The sequence below is a fragment of the Phenylobacterium parvum genome (genome assembly GCF_003150835.1).
Taxonomy (GTDB): Bacteria; Pseudomonadota; Alphaproteobacteria; order Caulobacterales; family Caulobacteraceae; genus Phenylobacterium; species Phenylobacterium parvum.
Map to the genome: position 1 here is coordinate 2,244,788 of NZ_CP029479.1, position 22,490 is coordinate 2,267,277.

General features: G+C 72.2%; 6 protein-coding genes. 1 reads left to right on the top strand and 5 read right to left on the bottom strand.

All coding sequences use genetic code 11. The features are described from left to right. Window positions 1–221 precede the first annotated feature (221 nt). Window positions 222–1,202: a M23 family metallopeptidase gene (locus tag HYN04_RS10610; RefSeq protein ID WP_110450734.1), complete on the top strand. Its 981-nt coding sequence runs from the start codon at window positions 222–224 to the stop codon at window positions 1,200–1,202. Window positions 1,203–1,211: 9 nt separating this feature from the next. Here HYN04_RS10610 and HYN04_RS10615 read toward each other — a convergent pair whose 3' ends face one another. The 5 genes from HYN04_RS10615 to HYN04_RS10635 all read right to left on the bottom strand — a co-directional run bounded on the left by HYN04_RS10615 (window position 1,212) and on the right by HYN04_RS10635 (window position 22,374). Beyond that, window positions 1,212–5,984: a beta strand repeat-containing protein gene (locus HYN04_RS10615; RefSeq protein WP_110450735.1), complete on the bottom strand. Its 4,773-nt coding sequence runs from the start codon at window positions 5,982–5,984 to the stop codon at window positions 1,212–1,214. A 110-nt stretch (window positions 5,985–6,094) separates the two neighbouring features. Continuing rightward, complete coding sequence (locus HYN04_RS10620; protein ID WP_110450736.1) at window positions 6,095–15,766, bottom strand: calcium-binding protein; 9,672 nt, start codon at window positions 15,764–15,766, stop codon at window positions 6,095–6,097. Between the two features lie 204 nt (window positions 15,767–15,970). Further along, window positions 15,971–18,982: a beta strand repeat-containing protein gene (locus HYN04_RS10625; protein ID WP_110450737.1), complete on the bottom strand. Its 3,012-nt coding sequence runs from the start codon at window positions 18,980–18,982 to the stop codon at window positions 15,971–15,973. Window positions 18,983–19,225: 243 nt separating this feature from the next. Continuing rightward, window positions 19,226–20,638, bottom strand: a complete 1,413-nt coding sequence (locus HYN04_RS10630; RefSeq protein ID WP_241962612.1) for an HlyD family type I secretion periplasmic adaptor subunit — start codon at window positions 20,636–20,638, stop codon at window positions 19,226–19,228. Next, window positions 20,635–22,374 (bottom strand): type I secretion system permease/ATPase, encoded by a 1,740-nt coding sequence (locus HYN04_RS10635; protein ID WP_199285953.1) that lies wholly within the window; start codon window positions 22,372–22,374, stop codon window positions 20,635–20,637. The genes HYN04_RS10630 and HYN04_RS10635 overlap by 4 nt, the downstream gene beginning before the upstream one ends. Between the last annotated feature and the right edge of the window lie 116 nt (window positions 22,375–22,490).

A 22,490-nucleotide genomic window follows, 5' to 3' on the forward strand; every position in this document is an offset into this window, starting at 1 on the left:
TTCCTCCCCCCAGCGGGCCGGAAGGGGTCAGCTGAGATGCCGTTGACCCCCTCACCGGGCTCCGCCCGGAGCTCCCCCTTGGGGGAGCAATTGCCCACTCATTCCTCCCCCAAGGGGGAGGTGGACCGGGGCGAAAGCCGCGGGACGGAGGGGGTCAAGGGCGCTCGACAAGAGGCAACCCAAGGGCCAAGCTTGAGGCCTTGCAATAGTGGGGTGCCCCCATGCGCAGCCTCTACGCCCTGCCCCTCCTGCTCCTGCTCGCCGCCGCCGCGCCGGCGCCGCCGCGGCTGGCCCTGCCTATCGCCTGCACGCCCGGTTCGGACTGCTTCCTGCAGAACCATGTCGACCGCGATCCCGGCCCGGGGGCGCGGGACTTCCGCTGCGGCGGCCAGACCTACGAGGCCCATACGGGCACGGACATCCGCATCCCCGACCACGCTGCACGGGCGCGGGGCGTCGACGTCCTGGCCGCGGCGCCCGGGCGGGTGGTGCGGCTGCGCGACGGCGAGCCGGACGTCTCGGTAAAGGACCCTGCCGCGCCGCCCGTCGCTGGCCGGGAGTGCGGCAACGGCGTCGTCATCGACCACGGCGGCGGCTGGGAGACCCAGTCCTGCCACCTGGCCCGGGGCTCGATCCGCGTGAAGGTGGGCCAGGAGGTCGCCGCCGGCCAGCCCATCGCCCGGGTCGGACTGTCAGGGAACACCGAGTATCCCCACCTGCACCTCACGGTCCGGCAGGGCGCGCGGACCGTGGATCCCTTCCTGCCCGACGGCGGGGCGGCCTGCTCGGTAGGGGCTGGCGGCGCCGGCCTCTGGACGCCCGCAGCCGGAGCGGCCCTGGCCTATCGCCCTGGCGGAGCGGTGTTGAACGCCGGCTTTGCCGACGGCCCCGTGGACAACGCCCGTGTGGAGGCCGGCGGCCCGCCGCGCCCTGGGCGAAGCGCCCCGGCCCTCGTGGCCTATGTCCGCGCCATCAACCTCGCCGGCGGCGACCGGCCGGTCCTGACCCTCACCGGGCCCGGCGGCGTGGTTCTCGCCCGCAGCGAGGGGGCGCCCCTGGACCGAAGCAAGGCCCAGTGGCTGGTCTATGTGGGCAAGAGGACCCCGCCCGGCGGATGGCCGCCGGGACTCTACCGGGCCGACTACGCGGTCCTGCGGGACGGACGCGCCATCCTGTCCCGCAGCTTCGACATCGCGCTCTGAGGGCGGGCCTCAGGTCACGATGTCTGCAGCGCTGATCCCGGCGCTGGTCACCCCGGCCAGGACGATCACCTGGTCGGCGTCGCCATCGCTGTCCGTATCGATGAACAGGTAGCCGTTGGTCCCGTCGAACTGGAAGGCGTAGAGCTGCGTCGCCGAGGACGTCCCGTTCAGGGCGGCCAGGGCGATGTCTGCGGCGGCCAGTGCGGCGGCGAAGTCCGCCACGGCGGCGCCCGCTTCCACATAGTTGCCGGTCCCCGCAGTGGCGTCACCCGCAAGGCCGAGGCCCAGCGTGTCCGCGCCGGAGGTGAAGTCGGCGATACTGTCCGCCGTTCCCAGGGTCAGGCCGGAGTCTGTCGATCCGAAGACGAAGGTGTCCGAACCGCTCCCGCCGACCAGGCTGTCAGCCCCGGCGCCCCCGGTGATCCGGTCCGCGGCGGACGAGCCCGTCAGGGTCTCGGCGCCCAGGGCCCCGTTCAGGTTGGTGGAGAGGTTGGCCAGGCCGGTCAGGCTGGCCAGGCTCGCGCTGCCTCCCGTCGCCGCCGTGACGTTCAGGGTCTCCGTCCCGCCGCCCGCCGTGCCGTTGATGGACCAGGTCTGGCCCGCCACCTGGGCGGCGGTCAGGATCAGGGTGGCGCCATCGGCGAGGGAGAAGGCTTCGACGCTGGTGAAGGCCACGCTCGTGAGGTTGGTGCTGGAGGCGAGGCGCACCGTGTCTGTGCCGTTTCCGCCATTCACCGTCTCCCCCACCGCGGTGTCCGGCGTGCCGTTGTAGACGAAGGTGTCGTTGCCATCGCCGCCGGCCATGATGTCGATCCCGAGGCCGCCGGTGATCGTGTCCGTTCCCAGCGATCCGGTCAGGACCTCGTCGCCCGCCGCCCCGACAAGGGAGATCCCGGCGTTGGTCACCGCCGTGAAGGTCGACAGGTCGACCGTGGCGCCGGAGGCGGCGTTCACCACCATGGTCTCGGCCGCGCCGCCAGCGACGCCCGTTACGGTCCACGCCAGACCGGTGACCTGGGCCCCGGTGAAGGTGGCCGTCTGGCCGCTGGCGATGGACACGCCGTCGATGTTCAGCATGACCAGGCCGGTCAGGTCCGTGCTGGCGGTCACGAGCAGGGTGTCCGTGCCCGAGGTCCCGTCCACGGTCTCGCCCGTGGTCACTTCCGAGGTCCCGCCGAAGGCGAAGACGTCATTGCCCAGGCCGCCGATCACGCTGTCGTTGCCGGCGCCGCCGCTGAGGGTGTCATTGCCGGTATCGCCGACCAGGGTGTCATTGCCGCCAAGACCCTGGATCGACTCGTCGCCCGTCCAGCCGGTGATGAACTGGTTGCCGCCGTCGCCGACGACGCGGACCGCCACACCCGAATAGCCTTGTGACGACGGCAGGGTATAGGTCGACGAGGTGACGTTGACCGTCAGGGTCGAGCCCGCGCCGCCGGAGACCGTCGGCAGGGTGGCGAGCTGGGCGGTCGAGATCGTGGCGTCCTGGCCCGAGGCGATCGACAGGGCGTCGATATTGTTGAAGGTCACGCCGCTGTTGAAGGTGGTCGAGCCCACCACCAGCACCGTGTCGGTGCCGGACACGCCGTCCACGATCTCACCCGCTGCCGCTTCCGAGCTGCCCCGGTAGACGAAGACGTCGTCGCCCAGGCCGCCGTTCATGGTGTCGGCGCCATTGCCGCCCACCAGGGTGTCGTTGCCGCCAGCCCCCGGGTTGTTGTCGCCCGAAAGCGAGTCATTGCCGTCGTAGCCGTGGATGTAGTCGGCGCCGTTGCTGCCCGTCAGGGTGTCGGCCCCGATGTCGCCGGTCAGCACGCCAACCGTCAGCCCCGCCAGGCGCACCGCCGTGTCGAGGACGTTGTCGCCATTGGTGTCTGCGAACACATAGGTCCCGTCGCCGGCGACCACCGTCGAGATCACGTCATGCAGCCCGGCCGTGATCAGGGCCTGGGCGGAGGTCAGGGCCGCCGCATAGGTGGCCGCGCCCGCCGAGGTGAAGTAGCTCGTCGCCGCCGTCAGGCCGACCAGGTAGTGGTCGAACTCGGTGGTGGTGAAGTCCGAGATGGTCTCCACGGCGCCCCCGGTCAGGACGCTGGCGTCGCCGGTGGCGAAGGTGAAGAAGTCCAGCCCCGTGCCGCCGGCCAGGCTGTCCGTACCCGCGCCGCCTGTAATCGTGTCCGACCCGCCGGCGCCGTTCAGGGTGTCGGCGCCGACGCCGCCCAGGAGCAGGCCGGTCCCGGACAGGCCGTTCAGGACGTCGTCGGCGTCATCGCCGGACAGGGTGCCGTCGCCCGAGAGCGTGTCCGTCCCGAGGCCGCCGGTCACCGTATTGGCGCCCGTGTCGGCGCTGAGGTTGTCGGCGCCATCGCCTCCCACCAGGGTGTCCGTGCCGGTCGTGCCGGACAGGGTGTCATTGCCCACGCCGCCGTCGACGCTGTTGTTCCCGGCCATGGCCGAGACGGAATCGTCGCCCTCGGCGCCGAGCACGGTTTCGCCGCCCGTGGAGCCCAGGACCGTGTCGTTGGCCGTCCCGGCGAGGATCAGGTCCGCGCCACCGCCCGAGGTGATGCTGTCGGCGCCGTCGCCGCCCGAGATCGTTTCCGAACCCGCGCCGCCGGCCACGGTGTCCGCCCCGGCGTCGCCGGTGAGGGAGGAGCCGCCCGCACCGCCCACCAGGCTGTCGGTCCCGTCGCCGCCGATCAGGCTGTCGGCGCCGCCGCCCGAGACCACGGTGTCGTTGCCCAGGCCGCCGGTGACATAGTCGATGCCCGCGCCGCCCAGGATACTGTCATTGCCTTCGCCGCCGTCGCCAATGACCGAGGAGGCCGCGTTGGCGGACAGGTCCAGGGCGTCGTCGCCGGTCCCGCCCACCAGGGTCGAGGAGCCAGAGCCCGACACCAGGGTGTCGGCGCCCGCGCCGCCATCCATCGTGTCCGCACCCGCCCCAGAGCTGGCCAGGCGGTCATTGCCGTCGCCGCCCGTCAGGGTGTCCGTACCGGCGCCACCGATCAGGGTGTCATTGCCCGCGCCGCCGGTGACGCTGTTGGCCCCGGCCCCGGCGTTGACGCTGTCATCGCCCTCGTCGCCCGAGATCAGGTCGTTGCCAGTCCCGGAGCTGAGGTTGTCGTTGTCTGCGCCGCCCGTCAGGGTGTTGGCGCCGTCGCCGGCCGAGACCGTGTCGGCACCCGCCCCGCCGGTCACATTGTCATTGCCGGAACCCGCGGCGACGCTGTCGTTGCCGTCACCGCCCGTGACAAGGTTGTTGCCCGCGCCAACGTCGGCGGTGTCGTTGCCGGCGCCCAGGTCGACAATGTCGTTGCCGGCCCCGGAGGCGACGGAGTCGTTGCCTTCGCCGCCGGAGAGGGACTGGTTGCCCCCGCCACCGAACAGGGTGTCGTTGCCCGCGTCTCCAGTCACGGTGGAGGCGCCCGCGTTGGAGCCCAGGCTGTCGTCTCCGGCGCCGCCGAGGATCACCGAGGCGCCCGTCCCGGCGTCGGACACGACCGTGTCACTTCCTGCGCCGCCGTCGACGCTGTCCGCCCCGGTCCCCGCACCCAGGACGAAGCGGTCATTGCCGTCGCCGCCCGTCAGGCTGTCGGCGCCGGTCCCGCCGGCCAGGGTGTCGTCGCCCAGGTCGCCGAACACCAGGTTGGCGCCGTCGCCGGCCCTGAGGTCGTCATTGCCCTGGCCGCCATAGATCGTGTCGGCGCCGGTCCCGGCGGTGACGCTGTCATTGCCGATGTTGCCGTGCAGGAAGTTCGCCCCGTCCGACCCGGTCAGGGTGTCGTTGTCCTGGCCGCCCAGCAGGGTGTCCGCGGAGGCTGAGCCCACCAGGCTGTCCGCCCCGGCGTTGCCGTTCACGCTGTCGGCGCCGCCGCCGCCCACCACTGTGTCGTTGCCCGCACCGCCGGAGATCGTATCGGCGAGGATGGAGCCCGTCAGGCTGTCGGCCCCGCCGTCACCCGAGATGTTGTTGGCGCCCCCGGCGTCGGTCACGGTGTCGTTGTCGTCACCGCCCGAGATCACGTCGGCGCCGGCGCCGCCGGCGATGACGTCCGCGCCCGAACCGCCCTCGAGGCGGTTGGCCCCGTCGCCGCCAGAGAGGCTGTCATCGCCTTCGCCGCCCAGCAGGGTATCGGCGCCGGTCTGGCCGGAGAGGGTGTCTGCGCCCAGGTCGCCCGAAGCATAGTTGGCGCCGTCACCGGCCCTGATGTCGTCATTGTCCTGGCCGCCCAGCAGGGTGTCGGCGCTGGCGCCGCCCACCAGGGTGTCCGCGCCGAGGTTGCCGTGCATCCAGTTGACGCCGGCGTCGCCCACGACGCTGTCGTTGCCCTTGCCGCCATAGAGGCTGTCGCCACCGGCGCCGCCCGACAGGGTGTCGTTGCCGATATTGCCCTGGATGATGTCGTTCCCGTCGAGGCCAGACAGGGAGTCATCGCCATCATTGCCATAGAGGGCGTCGTTCAGGGCCGAGCCCGCCCGGCTGTCGGCGCCTGTCGTGCCGAGGTAGAGCATGGTGCCGTCAGGCAGGTTGATCTGGCCGGTCACGCCGCCCATCCCCGCCAGCGCCGTGCTGAACACCTTTGTCGTCGTCCCGACGGTCAGGGTGATGTTGGCCGGGACCACGGGCGCGGGCGGAAAGCCGCCGCCGCCCGTCTGGGGGTTGAACCTCACCTCCACCGACTGGGCCGTCAGGGTGGGGTTGGAGAAGGTCAGGGTATCGCCGGGCTGGAAGGCCGCAGCCTGGGCGTCGGTGATGGTCTCGAAGGTATAGGCGGTCATGGACAGGCTCCGGAAGGCGCGGTTCCGCCCGCGCTCGGCGCAGGGGTTAAGATCAGCTTTACCTTTTCCTTAGCGCCCCAGTCTGTCGAGTCCAAGTCAGTGTGGGGTTATCAGGCGATCACATCCCCAAACGAGAGGTCAGTGACCCCCGTCAGCTTGATGGCCTCATCCACCGCCGCATCGCCATTGCGGTCGACCAGCAGGTAGCCGTCTGTTCCGACCACCACGAAGACATAGCGCACGGTCCCGTCCATCAGGCCTTGCGCCACGGTGATGGCGCCCGCGAGGCTTCCGGCGTTTGCAAGGCTTTCGGTATAGTTGGCCGCGCCGCCGGCCACGCCCAGGGACAGGGAGTCCGTCCCGGCGTTGAAGTCGAGGATCTCGTCCACCGTTCCCGCGGTGGTCCCGGTGTCGCCTGCAGCGAAGACGAAGACATCCGCGCCCGAGCTCCCATGCAGGGTGTCCGCGCCGGCGCCGCCGACCAGGGTGTCGGCGCTACCCGCCCCATCGAGGGAGTCGGCGCCCAGGCCGCCGGAGAGGCTGTCCGTTCCGCTGCCGCCGGCCAGGACATCGGCGCCGCCATTGCCCGACAGGGTGTCGTTCCCGCCTACGCCGGAAATGGTGTCGGCCGCGCCGGAGCCCCGGAGGTCCTCGTTGCCGCCCGCGCCGTTGAGCGTGACGCCGACATTGGTGACGGTCCCGAGGCCCGAGAGGTCGACCGTCGCCCCGGAGGCGGCGTTCACGACAAGGGACTCGGTTCCGCCGCCGGCGACGCCGGTCACGGTCCACGTCTTCCCCGTGATCTGGGCGCCGTCGAAGGTCGCTGTCAGCCCGTCGTCGATGACCAGGGCCTGGAGGTTGGTGAAGGTCGCCCCGCCGACGTCGACGCTGGCGCTGAACCGGAGGGTGTTGGTTCCGGTCCCGCCGTCAATGGTCTCGCCGGTAGCAATGTCGGAACCCGCGGTCAGGAGGAACAGGTCGTCGCCGATCCCGCCGGACAGGCTGTCCGCCCCCGCTCCGCCGAGCAGGGTGTCATTGCCGCCGCCGCCCGAGAGGGTGTCGTCCCCGCCGAGGCCGGAGACGGACTCCGCCGCGGCGGACCCCGTGATGTTCTCGTTGCCCGCAGCGCCGGTGACCAGGACGCTGGCGTTGGAGACCGCGCCGAGGCTCGCAAGGCTGACGGTGGTCCCGGTGGCGACATTCACCGCCAGGGTCTCCGTCGCCCCACCTGCGACGCCGCCGACCGACCAGGTCTGGCCCGACAGCTGGGCGCCCGAGAAGGTCGCCGTCAGGCCGCTGCCGATCGCCAGCGCCTGGATGCCGGTGATGGTCACCGCGCTCATGTCGATGGAGGCGGCGAGGGAGACGGTGTTGGTCCCGGCGCCGCCGTCCACGGCCTCGCCCGCCGCGACCTCCGACCCGGCGTTGTAGAGGAAGGTGTCGTCGCCAAGGCCGCCGGACAGGCTGTCCGCGCCGTCGCCGCCGACGAGGGTGTCATTGCCGCCGCCGCCGGACAGGGTGTCGTCCCCGGCCAGGCCGAGAAGGGAGTCCGCCGATCCCGAGCCGGTGATGTCCTCGTTCCCCGCCGCGCCTGTCAACTGGACCGTGGCGTTGGAGACCGCGCCGAGGCTCGACAGGCTCGCCGTGGCGCCAGACGCCACGTTGACCACCAGGGTCTCCACCGCCCCGCCGGAGACGCCGCCGACCGTCCAGGTCTGGCCCGCCAGCTGGGTGGCGCTGAAGGTGGCTGTCAGGCCGCTGCCGATCGTCACCGCCTGGATGTTGCTGAAGGCGACGGCGCTGACGTCCACGGTGGCCGCGAAGGCGATGGTGTTGGTCCCGGCCCCGCCGTCCACGGTCTCGCCGGTGACGCCGTCGGATGCCCCGGAATAGACGAAGGTGTCGTTGCCGCCGCCGCCCGCCAGGACGTCGGCCCCGCCGCCGCCGGTCAGGCTGTCCGTTCCGGACGAGCCGGTAAGGTTTTCCGCCCCGGCCGCGCCGACCAGGGACATGGCGGCGTTGGTGACCGAGGCAAGGGCGGCGAGGCTCACCGTCGATCCCGAGGCTGCGTTCACCACCACGGTCTCGGTCACGCCGCCCGCCGCGCCGGCGACGGACCAGGCCTGGCCCGTGATCTGGCTGCCGGCGAAGGTGGCCGTGAAGCCCTCGTTGACCAGCAGGGCCTGGATGTTGCTGAAGCTCACAGCAGAGACGTCGACGCTGGCGCTGAACTGGACGGTGTTGGTCCCGGTCCCGCCGTCCACGGTGTCGCCCGTGCTGGCGTCCGTCGCGGCGCTGTAGAGGAAGGTGTCGTTGCCGGCGTCACCCGCCAGGCTGTCATTGCCCGCCCCACCGAGGAGGGTGTCGTTCCCGCCGCCGCCTGCAAGTGTGTCGTTCCCGGCAAGGCCGCTCAGCGACTCCGACGCCGCCGAGCCCGTGATGTTCTCGTTCCCGGCTGCGCCGTTGATCTGCACCGTCAGGTCGCTGATCGTCCCCAGGGCCGTCAGGTCCGTGGTCGTGCCCGAAGCCACGTTGACCACCAGGGTCTCCACCGCCCCGCCAGCCACGCCGGCCATGGTGAAGGTCTGACCCGCCAGCTGGCTGGCCGAGAAGGTCCCGGTCAGGCCCGAGCCGATCGTCACCGCCTGGATGTTGGCGAAGGTCGCGCCGGTCATGTCCAGGGAGGCCGTCAGCGAGACCGTGTTGGTTCCCGCCCCGCCGTCGATGGCTTCGCCTGCTCCGGACTCCCCCGCCGCCGCATAGACGAAGAGGTCGTTGCCGGCGTCACCCGCCAGGCTGTCATTGCCCGCGCCGCCGAGCAGGGTGTCGTTCCCGCCGCCGCCTGCAAGCGTGTCGTTCCCGGCAAGGCCGCTCAGCGACTCCGAGGCCGCCGAGCCGGTGATGTTCTCGTTGCCCGCCGCGCCGTTGATCTGGACCGTCAGGTCGCTGATTGTCCCCAGGGCCGTCAGGTCCGTGGTCGTGCCCGAAGCCACGTTGACCACCAGGGTCTCCACCGCCCCGCCGGCCACGCCGGCCATGGTGAAGGTCTGGCCGGTCAGCTGGCTGCCCGAGAAGGTCCCGGTCAGGCCCGAGCCGATCGTCACCGCCTGGATGTTGGCGAAGGTCGCCCCGGTCATGTCCAGGGAGGCCGTCAGCGAGATCGTGTTGGTTCCGCCGCCGCCATCCACCGTCTCGCCCGATCCGGACTCGCCCGCCGCGGTGTAGACGAAGAGGTCGTCTCCGGTTCCGCCCGACAGGCTGTCCGCCCCGAGGCCGCCGGTCAGGGTGTCGTTCCCGGCGCCGCCCGCCAGGGTGTCGCCGCCAATGCCCGCCAGGATCGAGTCTTCGCCCAGACCGCCGTCAACCTGGTTGGAGCCGTCCCCGGCGCTGATCCGGTCGTTGCCGTCGCCGCCGAGGATCGAGTCGGCGCCCGCCCCCGCCACCAGGCTGTCGGCGCCGGTGTCCCCCGTCATGGTGTTGTTCCCCGCGCCGCCGTCGATCGTGTCGTCGCCGTCGTCCCCGGAGACGACGTCCGTCGCCACGCCGCCCAGGACCGAGTCCGCGCCCAGGCCCGCCTGGACCACGTTCGCGCCGTCCCCGGCGCTGATCGTGTCATTGCCGTCGCCGCCCAGCAGGGAGTCTGCGCCCGTGCCCGCGAGCAGGCTGTCGGCGCCGGTCTCGCCCGACAGGGTGTTGGCCCCGGAGCCGCCCGCCAGGGTGTCGTTACCGTCGCCGCCGACAAGGGAATCGTCACCGGTCCCGCCGGCAAGGCTGTCCGCCCCCGTCTCGCCCAGCACGGTGTTGTTCCCCGTCCCGGCGTCCACGGTGTCGGCGCCGTCGCCGCCCCGGACAAGGTCATTGCCCGCCCCGGCGGAGATCGTGTCGGCGATGTTCGAGCCCGTCAGGGTCTCGTCCCCCGCCGCCCCGTTCACCTGCACAACGACATTGCTGAGGGTCAGGCCGGACAGGTCGGCGCTGGTCCCGGCGGCGGCGTTCACCACCAGGGTCTCGGCCGCGCCGCCCGCCACGCCGTTCACCGTCCAGGCCTGGCCCGTCATCTGCACCCCGGCGAAGGTCGCCGTCAGGCCGCTGGCGATGTTCACCGCCTGGAGGTTCGTGAAGGTCGCCCCGGTCAGGTCGATCGAGGCGTTCAGCTGCAGGGCGTTCGCGCCCGCCCCGCCGTCCACGGCCTCGCCGGCGCTCACCTCGCCCGCCGCCGAATAGACGAAGAGGTCGTCGCCGCCGCCGCCGGACAGGCTGTCCGCGCCCGTTCCGCCGAACAGGGTGTCCGCGCCGCCTCCCCCCGCCAGGGTGTCGGCGCCGCCCTGGCCGGAGATCGACTCCGCCGCCGCAGAGCCCGTGATGTTCTCGTTGCCCGCCGCGCCGTTCACCTGCACCGTCAGGTCGCTGACCGTCCCCAGGGCCGTCAGGTCCGTGGTCGTGCCCGAAGCCACGTTCACCACCAGGGTCTCCACCGCCCCGCCGGCGACGCCGCTCATCGTGAAGGTCTGGCCGGTCAGCTGGGCGCCCGAGAAGGTCCCGGTCAGGCCCGAGCCGATCGTCACCGCCTGGACGTTGCTGAAGATCGCCCCGGTCATGTCGACCGCCGCGGTCAGCGAGACCGTGTTGGTTCCGCCGCCGCCATCCACCGTCTCGCCCGAGCCGGACTCGCCCGCCGCGGTGTAGACGAAGAGGTCGTCTCCGGTTCCCCCCGACAGGCTGTCCGCCCCCAGGCCGCCGGTCAGGGTGTCGTTCCCGGCGCCGCCCGCCAGGGTGTCGCCGCCAATGCCCGCCAGGATCGAGTCTTCGCCCAGCCCCCCGTCAACCTGGTTGGCGCCGTCCCCGGCGCCGATCCGGTCGTTGCCGTCGCCGCCGAGGATCGAGTCCGCTCCGGCCCCCGCCACCAGGCTGTCGGCGCCGGTCTCGCCCGACAGGGTGTTGGCCCCGGAGCCGCCCGCCAGGGTGTCGTTACCGTCGCCGCCGACGAAGGAATCGTCACCGGCCCCGGCCAACAGGCTGTCCGCCCCGGTCTCGCCCAGCACGGTGTTGTTCCCCGCCCCGGCGTCCACCGTATCGTCGCCGTCGTCGCCGAAGACGCAGTCGTTCCCCGTCCCGCCCAGGACGGTGTCGGCGCCCAGCCCGGCCAGCACGGCGTTGGCGCCGTCGCCTGTGCTGATGGTGTCGTTCCCGTCCTCGCCGACGAGGGATTCCGCCCCGGTTCCCCCGAACAGGCTGTCGGCGCCCGCCTCGCCCACCAGGGTGTTGTCGCCGGCGAGGCCGACCAGGGTGTCGTTGCCGGCGCCGCCCAGGATGGAGTCCGCTCCGCCCCCGCCGGTGATGTTCTCGTTCCCCGGTCCCCCGGAGATCTGCACGATCAGGCCCGCATACCCCAGGCTGGGCAGGGTGAAGGCTCCCCCCGAGGGCACGTTCATCTTCAGGGTCGCCCCCGACCCGCCCCCCGAGGCGACGCTGAAGCCCGACAGCTGGGTCGTGGTGATGTTCACCACCGTGCCGGCGGCGATGAACAGGCTCTCCACGCTGGTCAGGAAGAGCCCCGTGGGGAAGTTGGTCGAGACGGCGATGGACAGGCTGTCCGTCCCCGCCCCGCCGTCGAAGGACTCCGCCGGGTCCAGCTCGGAGGTGTCGGTGATCAGGTAGGCGTCATCGCCATCTCCGCCCGACATGACGTCCGCGCCGGCCCCGCCGCTGAAGGTGTCGTTGCCGTCGCCGCCGACCAGGCTGTCGTCCCCGGTCCCGCCGGACAGGGAGTCCGAGCCCGCATCGCCGGCCAGGGTGTCGTTCCCGGCGTCACCGGCCAGGGTGTCGTTGTCGGCGCCGCCCGCCAGGCTGTCGAGCCCGGCTGCGCCCCACAGGCTGTCGGCGCCCGTCTGGCCCGCCAGGGTGTCGGCCCCGTCCGCCCCGTCCAGGGTGTCGGCGCCATCGCCGCCCAGCACGGAATCGCCTCCGGTCCCGCCCAGCACCAGGTCGGCGCCCGCGCCGCCGTCGGCGCGGTTGGCGCCGTCGCCCGTCAGGATCCGGTCGTCGCCGTCACCGCCGGCCAGGGTGTCGTCCGCCGCCCCACCGGACAGGGTGTCGCCCCCCGCGTCGCCGGACAGGCTGTCGCCCTCCGCCCCGCCGCCCACGAGGGAGTCGTTGTCCGCCCCGCCGGCCAGGCTGTCTGCGCCCAAGGCGTCGCTGACCGTGTCTGCGCCCGCGCCGCCCAGCACCAGGTCAGCCCCGGTCTCGCCGTTCAGGGAGTCCGCCCCGCCGCCGCCGTCCAGCTGGTCCGACCCGTCGCCGCCCAGGGTGGTGTCGCCTCCGGCGCCGCCGAAGAAGCTGTCGTTCCCGGCGCCGCCCATCAGGCTGTTGTCGCCGTCGTTGCCGCCAATCCGGTCGTCCCCTGCGTCGCCAAGGAGGGTGTCATTCCCCGCCCCGCCGGTCAGGGTGTCGTCGCCGGTCCCGCCACTCGCCGAGTTCGCCCCGTCGCTCGGGCTGACGACATCGTTCCCGTCGCCGCCCGACAGGGTGTCGTTCCCGGCGAAGCCGGTCAGGGTGTCGTTCCCGGTCCCGCCGTCCAGGTTGTTGTTCCCCGCCCCACCCACCAGGCTGTCGTCGCCCTCGCCGCCCACCAGGAGGTCGTCGTTGGCCATGCCGTTCAGGGTGTCGTTTCCGGTCCCGCCGTCCAGGGTGTCGGCTCCACCGAAGATCGGGTCGTTGTCGCCGATGATCAGGTCGCCTGAGCCAAAGCCGTTCAGCAGGTCCGCCCCGCCATTGCCGGTCAGGGTGTCCGGGCCCTCGGTCCCGGTCAGGGGCGAGCCGCTGTAGGCCGCCAGCCGGATGTAGAGGTCGATCCGGTTGTCGTTGTCGGTGTCGGCGAAGACATAGGTGTCGGCGGCGCCGACCACCGTATAGACGACGTCATGCAGGCCGGAGCTGATGAGCCCCTCGGCCTGGGTCAGGGCCGACTCGTAGGTCTCGGCCGGCTGGGCGGTGAAGCCGCTGACGCCGCCGCCAAGGCCCATGTCCAGTTCGTCGCCCTCGGCGGAGTTGAAGTCGGTAATGACCTCCATGGTTCCCGGGGTCTGGGATCCGGCGTCGCCCAGGGCGAAGACGAAGCGGTCGGCGCCGGCCCCGCCGCTCAGGGTGTCGGCGCCCGCCCCGCCGCGCAGGGTGTCGGCGCCGCCGCTTCCCGCCAGGCTGTCCGCCCCGGTCCCGCCCGAAAGGCTGCCGTCGCCCATGGACCCGGCCAGGGTGTCCGCGCCGGTCTCGCCCGACAGGGTCCCGTCGCCGACCAGGGCGTCGTTCCCCGCGCCCCCTGACAGGGAGTTGCCCCCCAGGCCCCCGAACAGGCTGTCGTCGCCATCCTCGCCCAAAAGGGTGTCCAGGCCGGTCCCGCCCTGCAGGGTGTCGTTCCCCGCGCCGCCCCAGGCCTGGTTGTCGCCTTCCATGGCGGCGAGGGAGTCGTCGCCGTCGCCGCCCAGCAGCCGGTCGGCCGGGTCGCCGCCCTGGACGGTGTCGTTCCCCGCCCCGCCCAGCACGCTGTCGCCGCCATTGCCGGAGATCACCCGGTCGTCGCCATCCCCGCCCAGGATCGTCTCGGACCCGCCGCCGCCCAGGATGGTGTCCGCGCCGGAGTCGCCCGAGAGAGAGGCCGCCCCGCCGCCGCCGACAAGGCGGTCGTCCCCCAGGCCGCCGCTCAGGGTGTCGGGCCCGCCGCCGCTGGTCAGGGTGTCCGCGCCCTCGTCCCCCTGCAGGAAGTCGAGGCCGGCCCCGCCGGTCAGGTTGTCGTTTCCAGCCCCGCCGTATCCGGCGACCGAGCCCGAGCTGTTGGCCGAGAAGTCCAGGCGGTCGTCGCCGTCGCCGCCGCGCAGGGTGGCGCCGCCGGCGAGCCCGCCCGACAGGAGGGTGTCGTTCCCCGCCCCGCCCTCGACCGTGTCGTCGCCGGCCCCGGCGCTCAGGCTGTCGTCCCCGTCGCCACCCATCAGGGTGTCGGCGCTGGTCCCCGAGGCCAGGGTGTCGTTCCCCGCCCCGCCGGACAGGCTGTTGGCGCCCTCGCCGGACTCCAGGCGGTCATTCCCGTCTTCGCCGGACAGGAGGTCGGCGCCGCCACCGGCGGCCAGGGTGTCGGCGCCAGAGCCTCCCCACAGGGTGTTGGCGCCGCCGGCGGCGCTGACGCTGTCGTCGCCTTCGCCGCCCAGGACCAGGTCGGCGCCGCCCAGGGTGGCCACCGTGTCGTTCCCCAGGCCCAGGTCGACCCGGTCATTGCCGCCGCCGCCCAGAACGCTGTCGGCGCCGTCCCCGGCGCTGATCGTGTCGGCCGCCGCGCCGCCCGTGATGACGTCGTTCCCCGCGCCGCCCGACAGGGATTCCGCGCCGGCGCCGCCCGCCAGGGTGTCGGCGCCCTCGCCGCCGGACAGGGTGGAGGCGCCCGCATTGGCCACCAGGCTGTCGTCGCCGTCGCCGCCCAGGATGACTGACGCGCCGGTCCCGGCGTCGCCGATGATCGTGTCGGCGCCCGATCCGCCGTCGACGCTGTCCACACCCGCCCCGGCCAGCAGGATCCGGTCGTCCCCGCCGCCGCCCAGCACCGTATCGGCGCCGGTCCCGGTGATGAGGGTGTCATTGCCCAGGTCGCCGAAGACCAGGTTGGCGCCGTCGCCGGCGTCCACCGCGTCATTGCCCTGGCCGCCCAGGATCGTGTCGGCGCCCGCCCCGGCCAGCAGGGTGTCCTCGCCCAGGTTGCCGTGCAGGTAGTTGGCGCCCTCGCCGGCGACCAGGGTGTCGTTCCCCTGTCCGCCCAGCAGGCTGTCGCGCCCGGAGCCGCCCGTGACGCTGTCCTCGCCCTGGTTGCCGTTGACGCTGTCGTCGCCGCCGCCCCCGGTGATCAGGTCGTTGTCGGCCCCGCCGGAGATCGTGTCCGAGCCGGTCCCGGCCGACAGGGTGTCCGCCCCGGTATCCCCGGACAGGCTGTTGTTCCCCGCCCCGGCGGAGAGGCTGTCATTGGCGTCCCCGCCCAAGAGGGTGTCGGCGCCCGCGCCGGCCAGAAGGGTGTCCGCTCCCGTGGCGCCGTCCAGCCGGTTGGCCCCGTCGCCGGCCGACAGGCTGTCGGCCCCGTCCCCGCCCAGCAGGGTGTCGGCCCCGGTCCCGCCGGTGAGGGTGTCGGCGCCCAGGTCGCCCGAGGCATAGTTGGCGCCGTCGCCGGCCCTCAGGTCATCGCTGTCCTGGCCGCCCAACAGGGTGTCGTTCCCGGCGCCCCCGGTGACCGTATCCGCGCCGATGTTGCCGTTGGCCCAGTTGGCGCCGGGGCCCAGGTCGATCAGGTCGGAGTCCCGGCCCCCATAGACCGTGTCATTGCCCGCGCCGCCGGACAGGGTGTCGGCCCCGGCGTTTCCCTGGATGAAGTCATCCCCGTCGCCGCCGGCGAAGCTGTCGGACCCCTCGTCGCCATAGAGGCCGTCGCCAAATCCCGATCCCTGGATGGAGTCCGCCCCGCCCGTGCCCGGATAGAGCATGGAGCCGTCGGGAAAGTTGATCTGGCCGGTGAAGCCGCCGTTGCCCGCCATGGCCGCCGCGGGGAAATCCCGCGAGATCCCGTTGTACGCCAGGGTGATCTTGGCCGGGATGAGGGGGCTGGGCGGGATCCCCGATCCGCCCGACGCCGGCGTAAACAGCACCCGCACCTGCGAGGCCGTCGCGCCCGGCGTGGTGAAGGTCAGCGTATCGCCAGCCGTGAAGGCCGCGGCCTGGGCGTCGGTGATGGTCTCGAAGGTGTAAGCCGTCACGACCTGTCCACCGGCTCCCTGCAGCGAAACTGCGCCGCCGCCTGCGCCCCGGGAGAATCCCTCAAAGGCGACACTATCCCCACGAAAACTGGACGCAAGCCCCCGGGCGGTGTGGAGGCCGCTGGCCCCGGAGCTCCCCGGCTCGCCCCAAACGAAAAGGGCCGCCCCGAAGGGCGGCCCAATCCGTTGTGCCGGTCGTCTGGCTTAGACGAAGTCGGCCGAGGTGAGCGTGCCGGTCACCGTCAGGGCGAGGACCGTATCGATCACGTTGTCGGCGTTGGTGTCAGCGAAGACGTAGGTCGTTCCGCTGATCGTCGTCGCCACGATGTCCGCCGTACCGGCGCCGATGACACCCGTCGCAGCCGTGAGGGCGGCGGCGTAGTCAGCGGGCGTCGAGCCCAGGACTTCGAAGTTGGTGCCGGACCCGACCACGCCCAGGGCGATGGAGTCGTCCGTCACGTTGAAGTCCGTGATGGTCTCGAGGGTCGCCAGGGTGGTGGACGAGGCGTCGCCCGCACCGAAGACGAACCGGTCGGCGTCCGCGCCACCCGTCAGGGTGTCGGAGCCAGCGCCACCGGTGATGGTGTCGGCGCCCGCGCCAGCCGAGAGGACGTCGCCGCCCGCACCGCCGGTGAGGGCGTCAGCGCCGCCGCCAGAGGAGACATTGTCGTCGCCGTCGCCGCCAGAGACGGTGTCCGCGCCGCCGGTCGACACGATCGTGTCGTTGCCGGCGCCACCCGTGAGGTTGTTGGCGCCGTCGCCGGCATCGATGTTGTCGTTGCCGTCGCCACCGACCACCGTGTCAGCGCCCGCCGTGCCGCTGAGGGTGTCGTTGCCGGCGCCCCCGTCCACGTTGTTGGCGCCGTCGCCGGCCGCGATGTTGTCGGCGCCGTCGCCGCCCGTGATGACTTCACCCAGGGCCCCGCCGGTGACGGTGTCGTCGCCAGCGCCAGCCGTGATGGTGTCAGCGCCACCGGAGTTGCTGATGACGTCGTTGCCGTCACCGCCGGTGATCTTTTCAGCGCCGCCTGCGCCCGCGATGGTGTCGTTGCCCGCGTCGCCCGTGAGCGAGGCGGCGCCGGCGCCACCGACGATGCTGTCGTTACCTTCGCCGCCCATCAGGGTGTCGAGGCCGTCACCAGAGGTCAGGGTGTCGTTGCCCAGGCCGCCGATCACGTAGTCGACGCCGAGGCCGCCAGCCACGTTGTCGTTGCCTTCGCCAGCGTCAGCCAAGACCGAGCCGGCCGCGTTGGCCGCCAGGTTCAGGGTGTCGTCGCCGAGGCCGCCCACCAGGGTGGCGCCGCCGACGGCGGTGCCGGAGGTGACGGTGTCGTTGCCGGCGCCCGCATCGACCGTATCCGCGCCGTTGCCGCCGCTGATGTCGTCGTTGCCGTCGCCGCCGACCAGGGTGTCAGCGCCCGCGCCGGAGGCGAGGGTGTCATTGCCCGCGCCGCCGGAGACGTTGTTGGCGCCGTCGCTGACACTGATGTTGTCGTTGCCGTCGTCGCCGGTGGCCACGTCATTGCCCGTGCCGCCGGTGATGACGTCGTTGCCGGCGCCGCCCGTCAGGGTGTTGTTCCCGATACCGCCAGCAAGGGTGTCGTCGCCCGCGCCGCCGTTGGCGTTGTCATTGCCGTCGCCGGCCGTGACATCGTCGTTGCCGTCGCCGCCGGTGATCACGTCGTTGCCGGTGGTGGTGGTCACGGTGTCGTTGCCCGCGCCGAGGTCGACGGTGTCATTGCCGCCGCCGCCGGTCACGGCGTCGTTGCCGTCGCCGCCCGACAGGGACTCGTTGCCCGTGCCGCCCGTGACGGTGTCGTTGCCGGCGTCGCCGGTAACGGTCGAAGCGCCGTTGTTGGAGGCGAGGTTGTCGTCGCCGGCGCCGCCGGTGATGACCGAGGCGCCCGTGCCGGTGTCGCCGATCACGGTGTCGTTGCCGGCGCCGCCGTCGATCACGTCAGCGGCGGTGCCGCCCGTGCCGTTGGAAACGATCCGGTCGCCGTCGTCGCCACCCAGAAGGGTGTCGGCGCCGGTCCCACCCGTGATGGTGTCAGCGCCCAGGTCGCCCGACACGTAGTTGGCGCCAGCGCCAGCCGTGATGTCGTCATTGCCCTGGCCGCCGAGGATGGTGTCGGAGCCCGTGCCGGCGGTGATGGTGTCAGCGCCGAGGTTGCCGTGCAGGTAGTTGGCGCCGTCGGACCCGACGATGTTGTCGTTGCCCTGGCCGCCCAGCAGGCTGTCGGCGCCCGTGCCGCCGGTGATGGTGTCGTCGCCGGCGTTGCCGTTGACGCTGTCCGCGCCGCCGCCGCCGGTGATGGCGTCGTTGCCGTCGCCGCCGGTGATCACGTCAGAGCCCGTGCCCGCCGCGAGGGTGTCGGCGCCGGAGCCGCCATCCACGTTGTTGGCGCCGTCACCGGCGTTGATGTTGTCGTCGTCCAGGCCGCCAACGATGACGTCAGCGCCCGTGCCGGCGGTGATGGTGTCGGCGCCGGAGCCGCCGTCCACGTTGTTGGCGCCCGCGCCGGCCGCGATGTTGTCGGCGCCGTCGCCGCCCATCACGGTGTCGGCGCCCGTACCGGCCGTGACCGTGTCGGCGCCGAGGTCGCCCGAGACGTAGTTCGCGCCGTCGCTGGCGCGAATGTCGTCGCCGTCCTGGCCGCCCAGGAGGGTGTCGGCGCCCGTGCCGCCGATCAGGGTGTCAGCGCCGATGTTGCCGTTGACGTAGTTGGCGCCCGCGCCGCCATCGACCGAGTCGGCGTCCTTGCCGCCGTAGATCGTGTCGCCGCCCGCACCGCCCGCGAGGGTGTCGGCGCCGGTGTTGCCCTGGAGGATGTCGTTGCCGTCGCCGGCCGCGAAGGAGTCGGCGCCGGAGCCGCCGTAGAGGGCGTCGTTACCCGCAGAGCCGGCCACAGAGTCCGCACCGTCCACACCGATGTAAAGCATGGAGGAGTCGGGGAAGATGATCTGGCCCGTCGTCGCGCCCAGACCCTGGATGCCGACGCCGAACACCTTGGTGACGCCACCGAAGGTCAGGGAAACGGAGGCCGGGGTGCCCGGGACCGGGGGGAAGCCCGTCGCGGGGGTCGCGGCCGTGAACACCACCGAGACCGCCGTCGCCGTCGCGCCCGGGGTCGTGAACGTCAGGGTGTCAACCGTCGTCGTGTTGAACGCCGTCGCCTGTGCGTCGGTGATCGTTTCGAACGTGTAGGCGGTCATTCTTCTCTCCAGTGTGTTTTACGCGGACCGTCGAAATGTCCGGCGCACCGACCCCATGGACGCTTCCATCGGACGGGTTCCGGCGGTCCGTATCCTTCACGCATGGGGTATCATGGCGAAGGTTAAACGAGCCCGAACAAGCCTTAGCCCGGTGGATTCAATTCCGCAACAGCTAAAACCCCTAGGAATCCACGGCTCTTGGGGGGGGTGATGCAGGAAGGACACGCCCTCCTCCCGGCGCCCCTACTTGTCCCTCAGGGAGGCGTTCAGCGTGTCGCTCAGGGGGCCGACGATATAGCCCATCACGGTGCGCCGGCCCGTGGTGATCATCACTTCAGCGGGCATTCCGGGGGTCACCGCCTCGCCCTTGGGCAGTTTGGCCAGCTCCTTGGGGTCAATCGCGACGTCGGCGCGGAAGAAGGAGAGGCCCGACTTCTCGTCGGTCAGCTCGTCGGCCGAGACATTGGTCACCACGCCCTCCAGGGGCGAGACCCGCCGGTTGGAGAAGGCGGTCAGGCTGACCCGGGCCTTCATGCCGGCGGTGATTCCCTCGACCTCGCCGGGCTTGATTCGCGCGGTGACGGCCAGGGGCACGTCCGAAGGCACCACGGCCATCAGCAGTTCGCCGGCGCCCACCACCCCGCCCACGGTGGACTGGGTCAGGTTCAGGACATAGCCGTCCACGGGCGCGCGCACCGTGGCGCCCTCCAGGGTCTGGAGGGCGGCGGCCAGCTTGGGCCGGGCGTCGGCCAGGGCGGCCTGCATCTGGCGCAGGCCCTCGGCCGACTGGCTGATCCTCTGGTCGCTGAGGGCGCCCAGCTGGACCTGGGCCTCGCCCTTCTGCTGGGCCAGGCGCTGCTGCTCGGCGGTCAGGGCGCCCCGGCGGCCGGCCAGGTCGGACAGGGCCCGCTGGTAGCGCAGGATCAGGGTCTTGGGCGCATAGCCCTGGGCGTAGAGGGTCTCGTAGCCCGCCAGCTCCTGGCGGGTCAGGGCGGCGTTCTCGTCCAGGGCGGTGATCTGGGCGCGCACGCCGGCGACCTGCGAATCGATCTGCTGGACGCGCTGGCGCAGCACCGCGGACTGGCTGTCAAAGAACTGCAGCCGGCTGGAGAACAGGAACTCCTGGTCGCGGACCAGGGCCGCCACCCGGGGATCGGAGATCCGCGAGGTCAGCTCGGCCGGAAAGCTGATCTGCCGGGCGCCCGTGGCCTCGGCGTCAAAGCGGGCCACCTGGGCCGCGTAGGTGTCGACCTGGTTCTGCATCACGTCCACGGCGGCCCGGGGCTGGACGTCGTCCATGGTCAGGAGGACCTGCCCCTTCTTCACCTTCTCGCCCTCGCGCACCAGGATGGCGCGGACGATCCCGCCCTCGCGGTGGCGCAGGACCTTGCGGTTCTCCTCCACGCGCACCACGCCGGGGGCGATGACGGCGCTGTCCAGGGGGGCCAGCACGGCCCAGCCCAGGAAGCCCAGCACGAACACGCCGATCAGGATGGCGCCGGTCACCATGGGACGGCGCAGGCGGCGCTCCAGGTCCGGGTCCAGGGGCTGGTCCGAGACCTTCAGGGCGGGCTCCAGCCACTTGCGCATGCGGTCCAGGGGCTTGCGGCGCGCCGGGGTGCGGTCAAAGGCCGACTTCTTGGGGTCGAGGTTCATCGCGGGCCGCCCCCTTCCACGGCGCGCAGCGGGGCGGCGGCGCCGGGGGCGAACTTGGCCATCACCGCGTCGCGGGGCCCAAAGGCCTCCATGCGGCCGTCGCGCAGCACCAGCATCTTGTCGGCGGCGCGGAAGATCGAGGGCTTGTGCGCCACCAGCACGATGGTCGCCCCGCGGGCCTTGGCGGCCTCCAGGGCGGTCAGCAGGGCCTCCTCGCCCTCGGCGTCCAGGGCGGCGTTGGGCTCGTCCAGCACCAGCAGGGACGGATCGCCGATCAGGGCGCGGGCCAGGCCCACGCGCTGGCGCTGGCCGGCAGACAGGATGCGGCCGCTCTCGCCCAGGTCGGTCTCATAGCCCTGGGGCAGGCGCAGGATCATGGCGTGGACGCCGGCGGCCTGGGCGGCGCCCACCACCATCTCGTCGGTAATGTCGTCACGGAAGCGGGCGATGTTGTCGCGCACCGTGCCGGGGAAGAGCTCGGTGTCCTGGGGCAGGTAGCCGACATTGCGGCCGAAGTCCGTGCGCTCCCAGGCGTGGACATCGGCCCCGTCCAGCCGGATCGAGCCGTGGGTCGGGGGCCAGATGCCGACGATCAGCCGGGCCAGGGTCGACTTGCCGGCGCCGGAGGGGCCGATGATCCCCAGCATCTCGCCGGGCTCGACCCGGAAGGCCAGGGCCTGCAGCACGAAGCGGCCGGCGCCGGGCGGGGCGAAGTTGACGCCCTCCACCGTCAGCAGGCCCTTGGCCTTCGGCAGGGCCGTGGCGGGGCGGGGCTCCTGGTAGCCCTCGAACACCGTGGTCAGGCGCTCGAAGGCGCGGGCGCCGTTCATCAGGCTGTCCCAGCTGGCCACCAGGCGGTCGATGGGCTGCAGGGCGCGGGCGCCCAGGATCATGTTGGCGAACAGGAGGCCCGCGTGGATCTTGCCGGTCACCACCAGCCAGGCGCCGACGGCGATGATCAGCACCTGGATGCCCTGGCGCAGCCCCCGCGAGATGTTGCTCATGAAGCTGGCGTCGTCGCTGGCCACCGAGCTGCGGTCCATGGTGGTCTGGCGGAAGCCGCGCCAGCGGGCCGCCAGGGGCTCGGTCAGGCCCATGGCCCGGACCACCTCATTGTTCTTCAGGGCCTGGTCGGTGAAGCCATAGCTGCGCAGGGCGGCCTCGTTGGCCTCCTGCATCAGGGGCCGGGTGCGGATGTCCTGCAGCAGGGCCACGCCGAACAGGACCAGCGCGCCCAGAAAGGTGATGACGCCGATCACCGGGTCCACCACGAACAGGACCAGCATGAACAGCGGCATCCAGGGCAGGTCGAACAGCACGCCGAAGGCCGGGCCGGTCAGCATCTGGCGGAAGGAGTCCAGGTCGCGCAGGGCCTGGCTGCGGGCCTGGGGCATGCCCCGCGCCGCGCCCTCGAACAGGGCCCCGAAGACGTGGGCCGAGACGCGCTGGTCCAAAAGGACGCCGAAGCTGATCAGCACCTTGGACCGGTAGTGGTCGATGATCGACGACATGGCGAAGGCCGCCAGCACGCCGAAGGTCAGCACCAGAAGGGTCGGCACGCTCCCGCTGGGCAGCACGCCGCCATAGATGTGCGTGGTGTAGAGCGGCATGGCGAAATAGAGCAGGTTCGACACCAGGCTGAAGACGCCCGCATAGATCAACGGCCGCCGCCCCTCCTTGACCGCGCGGGTCAGGGGATTGTCGGGCATGGCGGCGAAGGGGTTGAAGATCTTCATCCTGGGTCCTGGCTCGGGCCGGCGCTCCGGCTCCCGCGTGGGGGCCGACCATCACCCCGGAAGGTTTACGAAAAGCAAGGAGATTACGCGAGGGGGGTTCTGGACACCCCCTCCCG